Below are 15,650 nucleotides of genomic sequence, written 5' to 3' on the forward strand. Positions count from 1 at the left end.
GCAGCTGATCACAGCAGCGGACGGTTCCGGAAGCCGGCCCACGCCCACGTAGCCAGCACAGCCGTGAGTCCGATCAGGGCGACCGACGCCGTGACAGGGGTCGCGCTGATCAGGTCAGGTTCATTGGCCGAGGATCCGTTGGACAACGAGTGCACCATCGCGTTCGCGGCAGCGACGGGTAGATACTCGGCCACTGCGGCCATTCGATCGGTCGCGAAGACCGCGAAGCGGGCGGCCGGTTCGACGATGAGGATCCACCCGAATGCGATAGCCGCAGCTGTCCCTGCTGACTTCGTCAGCAGGGCGAGTGCTGCGCCGATGAGCGCGAAGCATGTCTGGGCGATCACCAGCATTCCTGCGACGCGGAGCAGGGTCTGGCCGTCGACGGCTGCTCCGTCGGGGAGCACGAGCGTCGCAGACACAAGCGACAGCCCAGCGGTCGCCGCCGCCGTCACCGCCGCGACGGCGCCGATCACGGCGAGCCTCGCCGCGAACAGTCGGCCGCGCCGCGGGAACAGCATCATCGTGGCGCCGGAGGCACCTGGCCGCAGGTCGCGCGACACCAGAAGTACGCCGAGCAGCACCGACACTGAGACCGTGAACGGCCCTCGGGTCATCGCCACCGACATCGACGGCGTCACGGCGTGCAGGAACGCCTCCGGCGAGACCCCCTCACGGCTCATCGCCATGATCGCGGCGGCCATGACCGACCCTGTGACCAGTGCGATGCCGACGAGCATCCAGAGGACGCGCATCGCGCTCACGCGCAGGGCTTCGAATCGAACCTCGATCATCATCCCCCTCCGCTCAGCTTCGCCGCGACGCTGCACTCTTGCTCGACTCGGAGCGATGTGAGGTCGAGATAGACCTCTTCGAGCGTGGGCGTGATCTCCTCAAGCCGAGTGACGACGAGTCGGCGGCGGCTCGCGGCCTCGCCGATCACCCGCCTGGTAGTCCCTCGTACGACGAGCTCTGTCGTCGACGTGATGGTGATCTCGTCCGAACCGGAGCCGCTCAGCTCCTCGGCGAGCGTCGCGGGCTCGTCGCACTCGACGAGCACGTGGCTCATGGCGGAGCTCGTGAGGAGGTCCCCGATCGGGGAATCGGCGATCAGCCTGCCCTCCTGCAGCACGACGACGCGGTCGACGAGGCGCTGCAGATGTGCGAGGTGGTGCGAAGTGAGGATTACGGATCCGCCAGCGTCCGCGAATCGGCGGGTTCGATCGAGCATTACTGGCACGGCGTGGGCATCGACGCCGTTGAAGGGCTCGTCGAGCACGAGGTTCGCGGGGCAGCCAAGCAGCGCACCCGCGAAGGCGACGCGCTGCGTCTGGCCGAGGGACAGGGCGCCGATCCGCCGCGCAGAGAGGTCGTTGAGCCCGTGCTCGGCGAGCGCGTCCTCGACCGACGCCCGCGAGGCCCGCCGCGCCACCCTTAGCAACTCCAGGTACTGCCGCACCCTCAACCCCCGGTCCGGCCCCCCGCCGTCGACGATGCTCCCGAGCCGTTCGCCGAGCGGCTGCCGGTGCGCGGCTTCACCGTCGACGAACACCTCGCCGTCGCCGCGAACCAGGCCGAGCAGTAAACGGAGGGCCGTCGACTTGCCCGAGCCGTTAGGGCCGAGCAAGCAGACGATCTCACCGGATGAGACTGCGAAAGAGACATCGGCGACGCCTCGGCCATCGGGGAAGCGGAATCCCGCTCCGCGGTACTCGATGCTCATTGGACGGCCTCCCCTCGCGCCTCGAGCGGCAGGGTCTCAGCGGTCCGCAGTCCCGGGGGCACTGCATGCGAGACGACGATCAGCAGTGCGTCCTCGGCCCAGCGCTCCATCTCCACCACCATCTGCTCGGTGGACTCGGCATCCACCCCGTTGAATGGCTCGTCGAGCAGCGCCACCGAGAATCGTCCCGTCGTGCAAATCAGATACCAGAGCCGACGTGCGGTACCGGTGGAGAGAGCCGAGGTACGGGTGCCGAACCAGCGGTCGAGACCGAAGGCTCGTGCACGGTCCAGAGGCTCATCGCGCCCGACGCCGGCGAGATCCGCTGCGAGCGCGAGGTGGTCGAGCAGGCTGAGGTGCGGATGCAGAGCCGGCGTCGCGCGGCAGACGCGGCGACGAGCGCGAACCGCCGGATCCTGCGCCGGTACGCCGTCGACGAGGATGCTCCCGGCGAACGGCCGCAGGTAGCCCGAGGCGGCCTCGATGAGCGTCGACTTGCCCGACCCGTTGGGGGCATCGAGCCGGACGATGCCGGGGCCTGTCAGCGAGAACGTGAGCCCGCTGATCACGAGCCGGTCGGGCGCGTACCCGATCGTCAGATCAGAGGCCTCGAGGGCAGGGCGAGAACGCGACGTCTCGTCACCCATGCGGCACCTCCTAGGAAGAGAACGGCGACGGCGGCGCCAAGCCAGGCGATGCCTGCGGCGGATGCCGCGAGGACAGCAGCTGTGAGGGCGGCCGAGCTCACGACGCAGAAGACGGCGGCCGCCAGCGACGACGGGCTCGATCCGTCGGCTCGCGGCGGCTCCCCCGGAACGATGGCGGTGGCGATCCACGCGCAGGCGACCGCCGACCACGCGATACCGAGGGGCACGGAGACGCTTCCGCCGAAAGCTGTGGCGGCGATTGCAAGGGGAGCGACTAGGACTGTGCCGACGACGAGCGCCACCGCAACGGGGGCGACGGCGAGACCCCAGGGTGATGCCCCGGCCTCCCAGCTCGCACGCCAGCGCGCTGCCAGGGGGGCGGGGCCGATCCAACGGCTGAGCAGTTCGGCGACAGTGAGGCCGAGAAGGAGCGCCAGCACCCCCGCGGATCGGTCGATTGCGCCCTCGGGCGACTGCCACCCCGTCGGCGCGATCGTCAGGACCTGCACGCCTGTCGCCGCCGCCCCTCCTGCCCAGGTGAAGAACAGCAGACGGGAGAGCGCAGTCGCCCGGGCGAACGGCGTCAGATCGCTGGCGGTGACGCGCACCCACCGGGTCCATCCTTGGCTTTCCGTGACACTCGGCACGGATGCGCGCGGGTCGTCGACCCTCACGGCGGTGAAGTTGGAGCGTTTGACAGCACGCAGAGCGACCGTCGCGACCGACGTGGATACCACGGCACACAGCACCACCGCGAATGCCGAGGGCGTCCATGATGCTGGTGCGATAGCACGCGACCCGTCGACCACGGTTGAAGCGGCCAGGCGCACTGTCACGGCGACCACGAGACCCGACCCGAGGCCGGCCACTGCCGCGAGGATCATTCGTGGGCGCGCCTGCGGGCGAAACCAGGCCGCAGTCACCGCCGTGATCGCGAGGAGGTTGCCCAGCACCGCAGCCGGCAGGGCCAAGAGCGTGACGATCTCGCCGGCCTGCGCGCCGGCCACGATCAACCGGGCACCCACACCACCGCAGAGTCCGCATACGAGTGCGCCAGTCATCACCAGGCGGTCACGGCATTCCGCGAGCAGGACGACGCGACGTGGCATGTCCATCGCCGCGAAGAAGCTCGCGAACGGGTGGTCGATCAGCTGGATCCGACGAACGGTGAGGGTCTCGCGCACCGCGTGCAGAACGACGACATAGACGCCGACCGCCATAGCGCCGATCAGGGCGACCTGGCGACCCGTCGTCGGAAGAGCCCCGCTGAACGCATCAACTGCGATCGCCGCCCCCACCCCCGCTGCACAGAGAAGGAGCACAGCGGCGAACGCCTTCAGCAGGCGGAAAGCGGGGAGCGTGAGCCGCCAACCGAGGCTGTCGAGCGTCGTGGCGTCCTGGATGCTCTGCGCGAGCCGCACGGAGGCCGTCTTCACAAGCGGTCCTTCGTCACGGCCGCTCCTGCCTCGGTGCGCAGCATCAGCGCCATGGTCGCGAAGGCGATCGCACTGATCAGCGCCGGAAGGTGGATCAGGAAGCCTGGTTCGAGCACGCCGGATCCCCAGGAGACGCTGATCGCGAGCGCTGCAGAGAGGAAAGCCAGCATGTCGAGTCCGAACATCGGGGTCCGACGCACCGCGACTGAAGCGAGGAGGGCTCCTGCGACGAGAGCACCCGCCACCACGATGATCGCCGGGGTGTCGAGCGCATGGAGTGCGGTGAGCGCAGAGACGATCAGAAGCAGCACGATCAGGAGGGCAGCGACGATGCGCCGCATGGAGGTGTAGAGGGTCTGCATGAGCACTCCCGGGGTCAGAGGAGGAACGAGATGGCGGCGACAACGACAAGCAACGACGCCAGAAGGACGCGAGCACGGGAGCCGCGAGCGCGGAAGGCGGGTCGCGAGCACACAAAACCGAAGACTCCGCCGACAACCAGGACGAGCCACACGGCGAGGAGCGGGGAATCCTTCGGCGATGCGAGTCCTAACGCGAGCGCCGCGAGCTGCACCGGCAGCGTCGCAGCGATCCCGACGATCATGGCCGGCCCGACTGCGGGGCGACGACCACTCCGGTCGACGCGACGCCGGGTCGGCGTCATCACCGCGACGAGGACCTTCTCGTCGACCATCGCGCAGAGCGACAAGTAGACCAGCTGGAAGACAGCCGAGATCACCACTGCGAGCACCACTCCCATGCGCACAGCGAGCTCGGCGAGAGCCCGGTCATTGAGCTCAGCTGCGAGGTCTCGTACCCGGTCGTTGGTCGTGATGCGCTCGAGGAGCTGCCCACTCAGACGCACGACCGTCACCGCAACGGTGAAGAGCATCGCCGTCCAGAGGACGAGGCGGTCAGTTCGAAACAGAGATACGGAGGAGCCCTCCGGGGCGACCGTGCTGGGGGGCGCAATCATGGCTGAATCCTTCGTGCTTCGATGATGATGGTCTCGACTCCCGCGCCCACGACGATCAGGACGAGCGCGATCGCGAGCAAGAGGAGCGTGCTCGGAAACTGCGCCAGATATCGTGGGAAAGGCCGCACGTCAGCCGCGCGACGCGAGGGGAATAGCAGGACTGTTGCCGGAACTAGTCCGGCCGTGGCCGCAAGCAGCAGCGCGGGGATCTCGAAGACGGCGTAGCCGACGACGGACGTCAGGGCCGCCGCTAGCCCCACCTCGGTCGCCGCGGCGGCTGTGCTAGCCCCCACCAGGAAGCCGAAAAAGGCGATTCCGATCAGAGAACTCAGCCCCGCGGTCAGCACACCCGAGTAGAACCCCAGCGCGACGGCCGTGTTGCGGAGCAGGATCGCCAAGAACAGGGGCGTGTCCGGGTCACCGAGCGGTGCCCCAAGAGAGCCCCCGCCGCCGGCGACTCGCCCCGACAGCGTCGAGTACGAGATCAGCACGGTGACGGCGAAGAGGACGAGGGCGACCGCGAACGCGATACCAAGGATGCGCGTGTCTCGGTGCCGCCCCCGCCCCCTCATGACGCTGTCGTCAGGCGATCGCAGCTTTCTCGCCCCACTTGGTGATCGCCCAGCGTGCCGTTGCAACGACGGCACCTGCGATGCCGCCGGACACGAGCGCGAGCGCGATCGCGAGCACTGCGCCCCCGACGGATACCGCAGTGACGATCTGCGAGGCGATGGTCGTGGAGAGGCCGAACATACCGGCGATGTAGGCGGCACTCAGTCCCGCAAGAATGATTCCGGCTGCCGCGACGATCGCTGCAACGGCGACGGTGCCGCGCGACGTCCGTGACTCTGCGAGTGAATTCTGCATGATCTCCTGCTTCCTCTAGGGCCCGAGGGCTATCGCTCGGATCTCTGTACCCGAGCACAAGCAGACTCTCACATACGAAGATGGTGCACGTAGGCCGAATGGCCTGTCACGGACATACCGAGGTCTGGCCTATGACCACTTGACAAGCCAAACAGTCTCCTTCTTGCGTTGGGCAGAACTCCGCTTCTGCGCACCCTTCGCCCTCTCGACCCAGTCGTCTACCAGCACATCCGCAACGGCTCGGTGTCGCCCGCCTGAGTCGACACGTCGGACCGGGAACGCCGAAGGGGCCCCTCCGCAGTGGAGGAGCCCCTTCGAAGTGAGCCGGTGTTCGGGACGGCCTAGGCCGGCCTCGTCACCAGGTTCACCAGGCGCGGCGCCCGGACGACGGCCGTGACGACCTCGCGGCCCTGCAGCGCCCGAGCGACACCGGTGGCCGCGCGCGCCTTCTGCTCGAGCTCGTCCGAGGAGATCTTCGGCGAGACCTCGATGCGGTCGCGGACCTTGCCGTCGACCTGGAGGATCGCGGTGACCTTCTCCTCGACCAGGAGCGTCGGGTCGGCCTTGCGCCAGAGCGCGTGCGCGACCGAGCCCTCGTAGCCGAGACGGTTCCACATGTCCTCGGCCGTGTACGGCGCGAACAGGTTGAGCGCCATCGCGACGACCTCGGTCGCCTCGCGGACGGCGGGGTCGCCCGCGCCGGCACCGGAGTCGATGACCTTGCGGGTCGCGTTGACCAGCTCCATCAGGCGCGCGACGACGACGTTGAACTTGAACGCCTCGATCAGCGAGGGCGACTCGGCGAGGAAGCGGTGCGTCTGCCGGCGCAGCGCCGCGTCGCCGTTCTTCCATTCCACATCGGGCCTGGTCGTGACGTCCTTCGCCAGGCGCCAGGCGCGGGCGAGGAACTTCGCGCTGCCCGACGGCGAGACGTCGGCCCAGTCGATGTCGTCTTCGGGCGGGCCGGCGAACGCCATCGTCAGGCGCACGGCGTCGACGCCGAACTCGTCCAGCTGGTCCGACAGGCGGACGATGTTCCCCTTCGACTTCGACATCGCGGCGCCGTCCATCTGCACCATGCCCTGGTTGAGCAGCGCGGTGAACGGCTCGGTGAAGGAGACGTAGCCCAGGTCGAAGAGCACCTTGGTGATGAAGCGCGCGTAGAGCAGGTGCAGGATCGCGTGGGTGACGCCGCCGACGTACTGGTCGACGGGCGCCCACTTCTCGGCGAGCTTCGGGTCGAACGCCTGGGTGTCGTCCTTCGGCGAGAGGAAGCGGAGGAAGTACCACGAGGAGTCGACGAAGGTGTCCATCGTGTCCGGGTCGCGGCGCGCGGGGCTGCCGTCGTTGGGGTTCGCGACGTTCACCCAGTCCTCGGCCGCGCCGAGCGGCGAGGAGCCCTTCGGCTGCAGATCGAGGCCGTCTGTCGAGGGCAGGCGCACGGGCAGCTGGTCCTCGGGGACCGGGATCAGCTCGCCGTTCTCGCCGTGGATGATCGGGATCGGCGTGCCCCAGTAGCGCTGGCGCGAGATCAGCCAGTCGCGCAGGCGGTAGTTCTTCGCCGAGCGGCCGCGGCCGCGCTCCTCGAGCAGCTTGATCACGCGCTCGATGGCGGTGCGCTTCGACAGTCCGTCGAGGGGTCCGGAATTGATCAGGCGGCCGTCGCCGGTCAGCGCCTCGCCGGTGGTGGCCGGGTCGAGCGAGTACTCCTTCTCGAGCGCGGCCAGCTCCTCCGGGTCCTTCGGGATGACCGGGATCGCGCCGGTGACCGACGCGGTCGTGTCGACGACGACCCGCACCGGCAGGTCGAAGGCACGGGCGAAGTCCAGGTCGCGCTGGTCGTGCGCGGGGACGGCCATGACCGCGCCGTGACCGTAGTCGGACAGCACGTAGTCGGCCGACCAGATCGGCAGGCGCTCGCCGTTGACGGGGTTGATCGCGTAGCGGCCGAGGAACACGCCGGTCTTCGGGCGGTCGACGGTGAGGCGCTCGATCTCGCTCGACTTCTGCACCTTCTCCAGGTAGCTCCGGAAGGCGGTCTGCAGCTCGGGCTCGGCCCCCTCGACCAGTTCGGCGGCCAGGTCGGAGTCGGGCGCGACCACCATGAAGGTCGCGCCGAAGAGGGTGTCGGGGCGCGTCGTGAAGACCGTGATCCGCTCCTCGCGGCCCTCGATCTCGAACTCGACGTCGGCGCCGATCGAGCGGCCGATCCAGTTGCGCTGCATGGCGATGACCTTCGACGGCCAGGAGCCCTCGAGCTGGTTGAGGTCGTCGAGCAGGCGGTCGGCGTAGTCGGTGATCTTGAAGTACCACTGGGTGAGCTTCTTCTTCACGACGACGGCGCCGGAGCGCTCCGAGGTGCCGTCGGCGAGGACCTGCTCGTTCGCGAGGACGGTCTGGTCCACCGGGTCCCAGTTCACCCAGCTGTCCTTGCGGTACGCGAGGCCCTTCTCGTACATCTTGAGGAACAGCCACTGGTTCCACTTGTAGTACTCGGGGTCGGAGGTGTGCAGCACGCGGTCCCAGTCGAAGGACGCGGCGTAGCGCTTCATCGAGCGCTTCTGCTGCTCGATGTTGTCGTAGGTCCAGGTGACCGGGTTGAGGCCGCGCTTGATCGCCGCGTTCTCGGCGGGCAGGCCGAAGCTGTCCCAGCCGATCGGGTGCAGCACGTTGAAGCCCTGCTGGCGCCAGTAGCGCGCGATGACGTCGCCCAGCGCGTACGCCTCCGCGTGGCCCATGTGCAGGTCGCCGGAGGGGTACGGGAACATGTCCAGCACGTACTTGCGCGGGCGCTTGTCGGTGGAGTCGCCGGTCGCGAACGGCCGGGTCTCCTCCCAGATCGGGAGCCACTTCTCCTGGAGCGCGCGGAAGTCGTAACGCTCCTCGTCGGTCGGGCCGGTCTGCTGGGAGGTCTCTTCTGCCACAGGTGTGTCCTACTTCTGTGAGGGTGGGGGTGGGCGCGCGCTCGGAGGGCGCCTGCGTCCGACCAACAACCCTACTGGCCTCTAGCGACCGGGCGACGACTCCGCCGTGACGTGCAGGTCGACTCCGAGCGCGGCCAGCAGCGCGCGGGCCTTGAGGCGGGTCTCCTCCACCTCCTCGTCCGCGACGGAGAGAGCGGTGATGCCCCCGCCGGTGCCGATCCTGGCGCGGGCGCCGTCGAGCACGAGGGTGCGGATCGTCATCGCGAGATCGAGCGACCCGTCGCCGCCGAGGCGGCCGAACGCGCCGGCGTAGAGACCGCGCGGCCCGGCCTCCCACTCGCGCAGGAGCTCGATCGCGCGGCGCTTCGGCGCTCCCGTCATCGATCCGGCGGGGAAGGTCGCGGCGAGCAGCTCGGCCGGTCCGACGCCGGGCGCGAGCTGCGCCGACACCTCGCTCACCAGCTGGTGCACGTGCGGATAGGTCTCGATCTCGAGGAGGCGGTCCACCTGCACCGAGGCGGGAGCGGCGATGCGGGCCAGGTCGTTCCGCACGAGGTCGACGATCATCACGTTCTCGGCGCGCTCCTTGACGCTCGCGAGCAGCTCGGCCCGCAGCTCCGCGTCGACGACGGGGTCGGCGCTGCGGGTCCGGGTGCCCTTGATCGGATGCGTGGCGACGCGGCCGTCGGCCGTGACGTCGAGGAAGCGCTCGGGCGAGGCGCTGACGAGGGCGAGCCCGCCGACCCGGATCAGTCCGCCGTGGTGGCTCGGGCTCGAGCGGCGGAGGCGCCGGTACGCCTCCACCGGGTCGAACGCGCCCTCGACCACCACCTCGTTGGTGAGGCAGAGCTGGTAGGCGTCACCCGCGCGGATCGCGGCCTGGCAGTGGGCGATCAACGCTCGGTACCGCTCGGGACCGTGCCGCCACTCGGCGGGCCCGGACGGCTCCGCGTCGCGCGGCTCGCCGGCGTCGGCCGGGGTCTCGGCGAGCGCCGTCAGGGCTCGCTCCAGCCGCCGCGCCTCCGGCTCCCGCTCCGGGGAGGAAACGAGGTGCAGGGTCCGCCGGGCGTGGTCGAACTCGAGCACCGGATCGCCCCGGATCAGCGCGAGCGCGGGCGGAGCGTCCCCACCGACGGGTGCAGGCGGAAGGGCGACGAACGGCGCACCCGCCTCGTAGGCGATCCAGCCGTACCGGCCGAGCGCCCGATCGCCGGTGCGCTCCGCCGCGACGGCGGCGAGCGCCGTCGACACGTCCGCGCCGGGCCCGACCGTCAGCACGTCGTCCGAGGATCCGAGGAAGGAGAGGCCCTCGACAGCGTCGCGGCCGGAGTCGAGCCAGAAGGAGGCGTCCGCCGAGGCGAACAAGTCGAGGTATGCTCGCTCGGGATCGACCCAGGTCAGCTGCCGCCGGGCGGCAGGAACCTCGGGGAGCGCGGCCACTGGGCTAGCGTAGGCCGTCATGGACGGCGAGCTGGTGCGGGTCTGGGACGGGCACGAGCTCGGTCCCGCGGTCGACGCTCCGGCCGGCGCCCTCCTCGCGGCCGACTCCTGGCTGGTGTCGGCGGGCCGCGTCCGCGGTCTCGAGCTGCACCGGGAGCGGTTCCTGGGCGCGCTCAGCGACGCCGGGCGACCCGTCGGCGGAGACCCCGACGACGCCGAGGCGTTCCTCGACGCCGCGATCGCGGCGCTCCCCCGCACCGGCGACTCCTTCCCCCGCGTCGAGCTCACCGCCGAGGGTCTGCGCCTCCGGCTGCGCCCTGCCCCGCCGCGGGGCCGCACCGTCGTCCTCTGGACCAGCCCCGTGGATCCGCGCCGCACCCCGGAGCGCAAGGGACCCGACATCGCACGGCTGGCACTCCTGCGCTCCCGTGCTCTCGCCGCCGGCGCGGACGAGGCCGTGATCCTCGGTGCCGACGGCGCCGTGATCGACGGTGCCTCGAGCGCTGTGCTCTGGTGGCTCGGCGACGCGCTGGTCGTTCCGCCCGCGAGCAGCCGCCGGGTCCGGAGCGTGACGGCCCGCACGGCCTCCGTGCTCGCGGGCGCACTGGGAGTCGATGTGATCGAGGCCCCGGCTGAACCGATGGACCTCGACGGCCGCGAGGTGTGGACGGCGAACGCGCTGCACGGCCTGCGACTGGCCACGGGCTGGGTCGACGGACCGGCGCTCGCCGCGGTTCCGGGCCGGCTCGACGCCTGGCGCCGGCGCCTGGACGCCCTCCGCCGTCCCCTCCCCTGACTCGCACGAAGCGGCGGGACGGACGGCGTGCCAAGGACCGGTCACCGCGCGCCGATCGATCGTCGTGCGCACCCGCTCGCGTCAGGATCGAGGCAGTCCGCTCGTGATGCCGCCCTCACCCCGACGGCGCCCATCTCTCGAGAAGGAACTGCCATGACACCACACACCTCCCCACGCCCGCTCGCCTCAGGACTCGTCGCGCTGGTCGCGACCGGGGCCCTGCTCTTCAGCGCGACACCGGCCCTCGCTCAGGGCGGTCTCAGCACCGCGTCCTCGAGCGTCTCCGCCGCCCGCGCGTCGGCCCCCGACGCACTGAATCCCGGCCAGCAGCTCCTCGCCGGCCAGTCCATCGCCTCGAGCCAGTCGGGAGGCGGCTACACCTTCCGGATGCAGGACGACGGCAACGCCGTGGTCTACGACGGAGTCGGCCACGCCCTCTTCAGCACCGGCACCTCGGGGCGCGGCAACCGCCTCGTGATGCAGGAGGACGGCAACGTCGTCATCTACTCCGCCGACGGCCGAGCGCTCTGGAGCACCGGGACGGACAACGAGACGGACGCGTCTCTGATCATCCAGGCGGACGGCAATCTCGTCGTCTACCGGGAAGACGGCTCGCCGGCCTGGGCGAGCAGCGTGAACCGCAGGATCCCCCAGCCGCCGTTCAGCACCCTCTACGTGGACGACGCGCTCTCCCGAGGGCACCAGCTCACCTCGCCGAACGGACTCTTCCGCGCGGTCATGCAGCGCGACGGCAACCTCGTCGGCTACGGCCCGGACGGCGTCGTCTGGAACACCGGCACCGTCGGCACGGACAACCAGCTCCTCGTCTCCGACGACGGTTACGCCGTGATCATCGGCGCGGACGGGGGGATCAGGTGGGCGGCCGACACCGGGGGTGAGGCCACCTCCCTCACGCTCGACGACAGGGGTGTCCTGACCGCTCTCGATGAGGACGGCGCCGTCCTGTGGTCGAGCCAGTCCGGGCTGCCCGGCGCTCAGCTGTACGCCCCCAACACCCTCGAGGTCGACGACCTCCTCCGCTCCGACGACGGCCGCTACCGCGCCGTGATGCAGGGTGACGGCAACTTCGTCGTGTACGGCCCGACGGGGGCGGTCTGGCAGACCGGCACCTCCGGCGTCGAGAGCTCGTTCGAGTTCTCGAAGGACGGGACGGCGCAGGTCGTGGCCGGCAACGGCGCTGTCACCTGGACGGCGACGCCCGCGGGCGGCACCGCCCCGTTCCGCCTCGTCATGCAGAGCGACGGCAACCTCGTCGAGTACGACGCCCACCACCACGCGATCTGGTCCAGCCGCTGACCGCCTCCCGTCCGAGGCACTGGCGGATGCCCTGACCCCTGCTCCCGACGGCCCGGCACGTGCACGCCCTGCACGAGCCGGGCCGTGGTCGTCACCGCGCAGACGTGCCGAGGGAGGTCGGACACGCGTGGCGGGCTCTGTCCGGCACGCGACAACGAGGCCGCACTGCACGCCGAAGACTGAGCGGCTCGAGCGTGAGTGGTTTGGTGGAAGGGAAGACCGCTCGGCGACGCCGCCTTCGCACCGACGGTTCACCTCTCGAGAAGGACCAGTCATGACACCTCACACCTCCCCACGCTCGCTCGCCTCTGGACTCGTCGCGCTCGTCGCGACCGGTGCCGTGCTGTTCAGCGCGACACCCGCCCTCGCTCAGGGCGGTCTCAGTGCCGCGCCCTCGAGCATCTCCGCCGCCACCGCCCGCGCGTCGTCCTCCGACGCACTGAATCCCGGCCAGCAGCTCCTTGCCGGCCAGTCCATCGCCTCGAGCCCGTCGGGAGGCGGCTACACCTTCCGAATGCAGGACGACGGCAACGCCGTGACCTATGACGCCGCCGGCCATGCCGTCTTCAGCACCGGCACCACGGAGCGCGGTAATCACCTCGTCCTGCAGGAGGACGGCAACGTCGTGATCTATTCCGTCGACGGCCGCCCGCTCTGGAGCACGGGAACGGACGAAGACCCGCCCTCGCACCTCGTCATCCAGGGAGACGGCAACCTCGTCCTCTACCGCGCTTACCTCTACTTCAGCGTGAGCCCGGAGACCTCGCCCGCCTGGGCGAGCAGTGTCAACGGCCGGATCGCCGAGCCTCCGTTCAGCACCCTTCTCCAGCTCGACGTGCTCGGCGGTGGCCATCAGCTCACCTCACCGAACGGTCTCTTCCGGGCCGTGATGCAGCGCGACGGCAACCTCGTCGGCTACGGCCCCGGGGGTGTCGTCTGGAACACGGGGACTCGTGGAATCGACAACTGGCTAGCCGTGAGGCCGGACAGCGTCACGGTCGAGCGCAAAGACGGGACACGGAAGTGGGTGGCTGAAACGGGGGGCGGGGTCCACCGCGTCACCCTCGACGACAGCGGCGTGCTGACCGTCCTCGATCAGGACGACGCGATCCTCTGGACGAGTCAGTCCGGGCTTCCCGGCTCGAGCATGTACGCCCCGAACACGCTCGAGATCGACGACCACCTGCGCTCCGACGACGGGAGATACCGTGCTGTGATGCAGCGTGACGGCAACGTCGTCGTCTACGGCCCCACCGGAGCGATCTGGCAGACGGCCACCTCCGGCGTCGACAGCTCGTTCGAGTTCTCGAAGGACGGCACCGCCCAGGTCGTCGCCGGCAACGGCGCCGTGACCTGGTCGGCGAGGCCGGCCGCCGGCGGAGCCGCCCCGTTCCGCCTGGTCATGCAGAGCGACGGCAACCTCGTCGAGTACGACGGACAGGGCCGAGCCGTCTGGTCCAGCCGCTGACCGCCCCGACGGGTCGTGCTGACCGCGGAGGGACTGCGCCTGCGCCTCCGCCCCGCCCCGCCGCGCGGCCGCACCGTCGTCCTGTGGACCAGTCCCGTGGATCCGCGGCGCACCCCGGAGCGCAAGGGACCCGACATCGCTCGACCCGCGCTCCTGCGCTCGCGCGCTCGCGCGCTCGCGCCGCGGGCGCGGACGAGGCCGTGATCCTCGGAGCCGACGGCGCGGTCATCGACGGCGCATCGAGCGCCGTGCTGTGGTGGCTCGGCGACGCGCTGGTCGTCCCGCCCGCGAGCAGCCGCCGGGTCCTGAGCGTCACGGCCCGCACGGTCTCGGTACTCGCAGGAGCACTGGGCGTCGACGTCATCGAGGCCCCGGCAGAGCCCGCCGACCTCGACGGCCGCGAGGTCTGGACGGCGAACGCCCTGCACGGCCTGCGCCTGGCCACGGGCTGGGTCGACGGACCGGCGCTCGCCGCAGTACCGGGCCAGCTCGACGCCTGGCGCAAGCGACTCGACGCTCTCCGCCGTCCCCTCCCCTGACTCTCGGGACGCCGCGGAGGAGCGGATCCGCGCTCAGCGCGAGCGACGCGCCACGGGCCGTTCACTGCGCGTCCGGCGGAGGCTACGACGATCCCTGCGTGTCAGCCTCGAAGCAGTCCGTCCGGCGCCGCTCTCGTCTCGACGGTTCATCTCTCGAGAAGGAACTGCGATGACACCTCACACCTCTCCACGCCCCCGCGCCTCAGGGCTCGTCGCGCTCGTCGCGACCGGAGCCCTGCTCCTCACCGGAACACCTGCCCTCGCCGAGACCGCGCACAGCGCCGTGTCCGCGAAAGCCTCCCCGGTGGTCACCGACCCCCCGATCGATCCTCACGAGTCCGCCGATGACACTCTCGATGCCGGTGACGAGCTACTCCCGGGCGACTTCCTCGCCTCCGACAGTGCCACCGGCGGTCACACCTTCCGGATGCAGGACGACGGGAACGCCGTCGTCTACGACGCCGTCGGTCATGCCCTCTTCAACACGGGCACCACGGGGCGCGGCAGTCGCCTCGTCCTGCAGGACGACGGCAACGTGGTGATCTACTCCGACCAGGACCGCCCGCTCTGGAACACCGGGACCGACAACGAACCGGACTCGCACCTCGTCATCCAGGGGGACGGCAACCTCGTCCTGTACCGCGAGGACGACACCCCGGCCTGGGCGAGCAGCGTGAACCGGACGATCCCCGAGCCGCCGTTCAGCAGCCTCTCCGACGGTGACGAACTCCACCGGGGCCACCAGCTCACCTCGAAGAACGGCCTCTTCCGCGCGGTGATGCAGCGCGACGGCAACTTCGTCGGCTACGGCCCGGACGGAGCCCTGTGGAGCACCGGCACCCGCGGCTCGGACAACACGTTCGTCGTGGACGAGGGCTTCGCAACGATCATCGACGCCGATGAGCAGGTCAAGTGGATCAGTCTTCCCGAAGGTTCCGGCGACGTCGACACGGTGACTCTCGGTGACAACGGTGTGCTGAGCATGGACAACGAGGCCGATGCCGTCGTGTGGTCGAGCCAGTCCGAGCTGCCCGGCCCGAGCATGTACGCGCCCAACACCCTGAAGACCGACGAGATCCTCCGGTCCGAGAGCCTCCAGTACCGCGTCGTCATGCAGGCGGACGGCAACGTGGTCGTCTACGGCCCTCGGGGAGCCGTCTGGCAGACCGCCACCTCCGGCGCGGGCAGCTCCCTCGAGTTCACGAAGGACGGCGCTCTGCAGGTCGTGACCGCCGACGGCTCCGTCACCTGGACGGCGAAGCCCTCCGGCGGCACCGGCCCGTTCCGCCTCGTGATGCAGAGCGACGGCAACCTCGTCGAGTACGACGGGCAGGGCCGGGCCGTCTGGTCCAGCCGCTGACCACCTCCCGTCCGAGGCACTGGCGGCTGCCGTGACCCCTGCTCCCGACGGCCCGGCACGTGCACGCCCTGCACGAGCCGGGCCGTCGTCGTTCCCTCGGAGAAGCGCGTGAGGAGCTTGCGCTACGACTTCCGATGCCGTTCGGAAGGGCCGGGAA

15 protein-coding genes are annotated in these 15,650 nt (G+C 70.2%); 5 read left to right on the plus strand and 10 right to left on the minus strand.

The window, feature by feature from the left end; all coding sequences use genetic code 11:
- Positions 1–8: 8 nt before the first annotated feature.
- From MT353_RS00525 to MT353_RS00570, 10 genes are all read right to left on the minus strand, one after another.
- Positions 9–797 (minus strand): hypothetical protein, encoded by a 789-nt coding sequence (locus MT353_RS00525; RefSeq protein WP_243623316.1) that lies wholly within the window; start codon positions 795–797, stop codon positions 9–11.
- Entirely contained in the window at positions 794–1,723 is a 930-nt protein-coding gene (locus MT353_RS00530) for an ATP-binding cassette domain-containing protein (RefSeq protein WP_243623317.1), read from the minus strand. Before MT353_RS00530 ends, MT353_RS00525 begins: the two co-directional genes overlap by 4 nt.
- Complete coding sequence (locus tag MT353_RS00535; RefSeq protein ID WP_243623318.1) at positions 1,720–2,370, minus strand: ATP-binding cassette domain-containing protein; 651 nt, start codon at positions 2,368–2,370, stop codon at positions 1,720–1,722. Before MT353_RS00535 ends, MT353_RS00530 begins: the two co-directional genes overlap by 4 nt.
- Complete coding sequence (locus MT353_RS00540) at positions 2,319–3,806, minus strand: hypothetical protein (RefSeq protein ID WP_243623319.1); 1,488 nt, start codon at positions 3,804–3,806, stop codon at positions 2,319–2,321. Before MT353_RS00540 ends, MT353_RS00535 begins: the two co-directional genes overlap by 52 nt.
- Positions 3,803–4,168: a hypothetical protein gene (locus MT353_RS00545; protein ID WP_243623320.1), complete on the minus strand. Its 366-nt coding sequence runs from the start codon at positions 4,166–4,168 to the stop codon at positions 3,803–3,805. Before MT353_RS00545 ends, MT353_RS00540 begins: the two co-directional genes overlap by 4 nt.
- A 14-nt stretch (positions 4,169–4,182) precedes the next feature.
- Entirely contained in the window at positions 4,183–4,782 is a 600-nt protein-coding gene (locus MT353_RS00550; RefSeq protein WP_243623321.1) for a hypothetical protein, read from the minus strand.
- On the minus strand, positions 4,779–5,354 hold the full coding sequence (locus MT353_RS00555; protein ID WP_243623322.1) for a stage II sporulation protein M: 576 nt from the start codon (positions 5,352–5,354) through the stop codon (positions 4,779–4,781). The genes MT353_RS00550 and MT353_RS00555 overlap by 4 nt, the downstream gene beginning before the upstream one ends.
- 10 nt (positions 5,355–5,364) lie before the next feature.
- Complete coding sequence (locus tag MT353_RS00560; RefSeq protein WP_243623324.1) at positions 5,365–5,649, minus strand: hypothetical protein; 285 nt, start codon at positions 5,647–5,649, stop codon at positions 5,365–5,367.
- Between the two features lie 341 nt (positions 5,650–5,990).
- Positions 5,991–8,573, minus strand: a complete 2,583-nt coding sequence (gene leuS, locus MT353_RS00565) for a leucine--tRNA ligase (RefSeq protein ID WP_243623326.1) — start codon at positions 8,571–8,573, stop codon at positions 5,991–5,993.
- 81 nt (positions 8,574–8,654) lie between these two features.
- The gene (locus MT353_RS00570) at positions 8,655–10,013 is read right to left on the minus strand and encodes an anthranilate synthase component I family protein (protein WP_243623328.1); all 1,359 of its coding nucleotides are present in this window, start codon (positions 10,011–10,013) and stop codon (positions 8,655–8,657) included.
- 19 nt (positions 10,014–10,032) lie between these two features.
- Here MT353_RS00570 and MT353_RS00575 point away from each other — a divergent pair, with 19 nt between their 5' ends.
- The 5 genes from MT353_RS00575 (at position 10,033) to MT353_RS00595 (ending at position 15,493) form a co-directional block, all read left to right on the plus strand.
- Positions 10,033–10,809: an aminotransferase class IV gene (locus MT353_RS00575; RefSeq protein ID WP_243623329.1), complete on the plus strand. Its 777-nt coding sequence runs from the start codon at positions 10,033–10,035 to the stop codon at positions 10,807–10,809.
- A 153-nt stretch (positions 10,810–10,962) separates the two neighbouring features.
- Positions 10,963–12,126, plus strand: coding sequence for a hypothetical protein (locus tag MT353_RS00580; RefSeq protein ID WP_243623331.1), 1,164 nt, complete (start codon positions 10,963–10,965; stop codon positions 12,124–12,126).
- A 274-nt stretch (positions 12,127–12,400) separates the two neighbouring features.
- On the plus strand, positions 12,401–13,594 hold the full coding sequence (locus tag MT353_RS00585; RefSeq protein WP_243623332.1) for a hypothetical protein: 1,194 nt from the start codon (positions 12,401–12,403) through the stop codon (positions 13,592–13,594).
- Positions 13,591–14,133, plus strand: a complete 543-nt coding sequence (locus MT353_RS00590) for an aminotransferase class IV (protein WP_279400479.1) — start codon at positions 13,591–13,593, stop codon at positions 14,131–14,133. Before MT353_RS00585 ends, MT353_RS00590 begins: the two co-directional genes overlap by 4 nt.
- Positions 14,134–14,302: 169 nt before the next feature.
- A complete protein-coding gene (locus MT353_RS00595; protein WP_243623336.1) occupies positions 14,303–15,493 on the plus strand; it encodes a hypothetical protein in 1,191 nt (396 codons plus the stop codon).
- Positions 15,494–15,650 lie beyond the last annotated feature (157 nt).

Origin of the sequence: Rathayibacter sp. VKM Ac-2927 (assembly GCF_022815525.1) — a bacterium.
Classification (GTDB): Bacteria; Actinomycetota; Actinomycetes; order Actinomycetales; family Microbacteriaceae; genus Rathayibacter; species Rathayibacter festucae.

Bases quoted from the DNA above. Each gene is read 5' to 3' on its own strand.
- MT353_RS00525 (WP_243623316.1), bottom strand. From the start codon at position 797: ATGATGATCGAGGTTCGATTCGAAGCCCTGCGCGTGAGCGCGATGCGC.
- MT353_RS00530 (WP_243623317.1), bottom strand. From the start codon at position 1,723: ATGAGCATCGAGTACCGCGGAGCGGGATTCCGCTTCCCCGATGGCCGA.
- MT353_RS00535 (WP_243623318.1), bottom strand. From the start codon at position 2,370: ATGGGTGACGAGACGTCGCGTTCTCGCCCTGCCCTCGAGGCCTCTGAT.
- MT353_RS00545 (WP_243623320.1), bottom strand. From the start codon at position 4,168: ATGCAGACCCTCTACACCTCCATGCGGCGCATCGTCGCTGCCCTCCTG.
- MT353_RS00550 (WP_243623321.1), bottom strand. From the start codon at position 4,782: ATGATTGCGCCCCCCAGCACGGTCGCCCCGGAGGGCTCCTCCGTATCT.
- MT353_RS00555 (WP_243623322.1), bottom strand. From the start codon at position 5,354: ATGAGGGGGCGGGGGCGGCACCGAGACACGCGCATCCTTGGTATCGCG.
- MT353_RS00560 (WP_243623324.1), bottom strand. From the start codon at position 5,649: ATGCAGAATTCACTCGCAGAGTCACGGACGTCGCGCGGCACCGTCGCC.
- MT353_RS00575 (WP_243623329.1), top strand. From the start codon at position 10,033: ATGGACGGCGAGCTGGTGCGGGTCTGGGACGGGCACGAGCTCGGTCCC.
- MT353_RS00580 (WP_243623331.1), top strand. From the start codon at position 10,963: ATGACACCACACACCTCCCCACGCCCGCTCGCCTCAGGACTCGTCGCG.
- MT353_RS00585 (WP_243623332.1), top strand. From the start codon at position 12,401: ATGACACCTCACACCTCCCCACGCTCGCTCGCCTCTGGACTCGTCGCG.
- MT353_RS00595 (WP_243623336.1), top strand. From the start codon at position 14,303: ATGACACCTCACACCTCTCCACGCCCCCGCGCCTCAGGGCTCGTCGCG.